1 protein-coding gene is annotated in these 1057 nt (G+C 73.3%); it reads left to right on the forward strand.

Annotation, left to right across the window (positions count from 1 at the left end; all coding sequences use genetic code 11):
* Positions 1-161 precede the first annotated feature (161 nt).
* Positions 162-665 carry a putative glycolipid-binding domain-containing protein gene (locus ACLEQD_RS44085; RefSeq protein WP_410391888.1) on the forward strand — a complete coding sequence of 168 codons (504 nt, stop codon included), beginning with the start codon at positions 162-164 and terminating at the stop codon, positions 663-665.
* Positions 666-1057: the final 392 nt, after the last annotated feature.

Consider the following 1057-nt stretch of genomic DNA (forward strand, 5'->3'; position numbering starts at 1 on the left):
CCCCCGGGCCGCGCGTGAGCCTCCCGACGCCTCCCGAGCCGTCCGGACGCCCCGCCCCATGACGGCGCGCACCGCCGGCCCGGCGGCACGCCCGAGGGCCACTGCCTGCAGGCCCTGACCTGGCGGCGCCTGGAGTCCCCCGGCACCGAGCACTTCGAGCTGTGGGAGTCCGCCGAGGGCCCTCCTCGACGGGCACCGCGGTGCTGGTGGGCGAAGGGCTGCCGCTGCTCGCGCGCTACACCGTGGCGTGCGACCCGGACTGGCACACGCGCGAGCTGCGGCTGGCGCTGCACCAGGGCGGCACGCGCCGCGCGCTGGTGCTCCAGGTGGACGACCACCAGCGCTGGTGGCGCGAGGGCCGCGAGCTGCCGGAGCTGCGCGGGTGCGTGGACGTGGACCTGAGCGTCACCCCCTCCACCAACACCCTGCCCATCCGCCGGCTGGGGCTGGAGCCGGGCCAGTCCCGGGACGTCACGGCCGCGTGGGTGCGGCTGCCGGACCTGTCCCTGGAGCGGCTGGAGCAGCGCTACACCCGGCTGTCCTCCACCCGCTACCGCTACGAGAGCGCGGGCGGCGCCTTCGTGGCCGAGGTGGACACCGACGCCCTGGGGCTCGTCACGCACTACCCGGACGGCTGGGAACGCGTCGCCACGTCGGACGGTTGAGCCCGGGCGCAACCCTGGCGCCCCCAACCCGGACAATCCTTCACGCGCCTTCACACCTCTGGGGGACTGCGTGTCGTTTCATGTAGGCTTATGGAGCCGTGAACGACGCCCTTCCGGTGGACGGGGGAATGCAGGACTACCTGTCATATAGGGATGGGCCCGGGTGACGTGGCGGGTTATAACGACCTCTGAACCGTTCCGGCGGTGGAGGGGCCGTGAGCCTTACGGCCACCCCACCGGACGTCACGTGCAAGGTTGATGTGGTGAAAACCCACCCCCGAGGTCCTCTCGCTTCCGGCCGCGTCCGGAAGAAGCGCCATGTGGCGCCCGCGTCGGCGGCCGCGCTGTCGCGGCGGCAGTTGGAGCGCAAGCTGGCGGTCAGCGTGGGCGCG

The organism is Corallococcus sp. 4LFB (assembly GCF_046520365.1).
Lineage (GTDB): Bacteria > Myxococcota > Myxococcia > Myxococcales > Myxococcaceae > Corallococcus > Corallococcus caeni.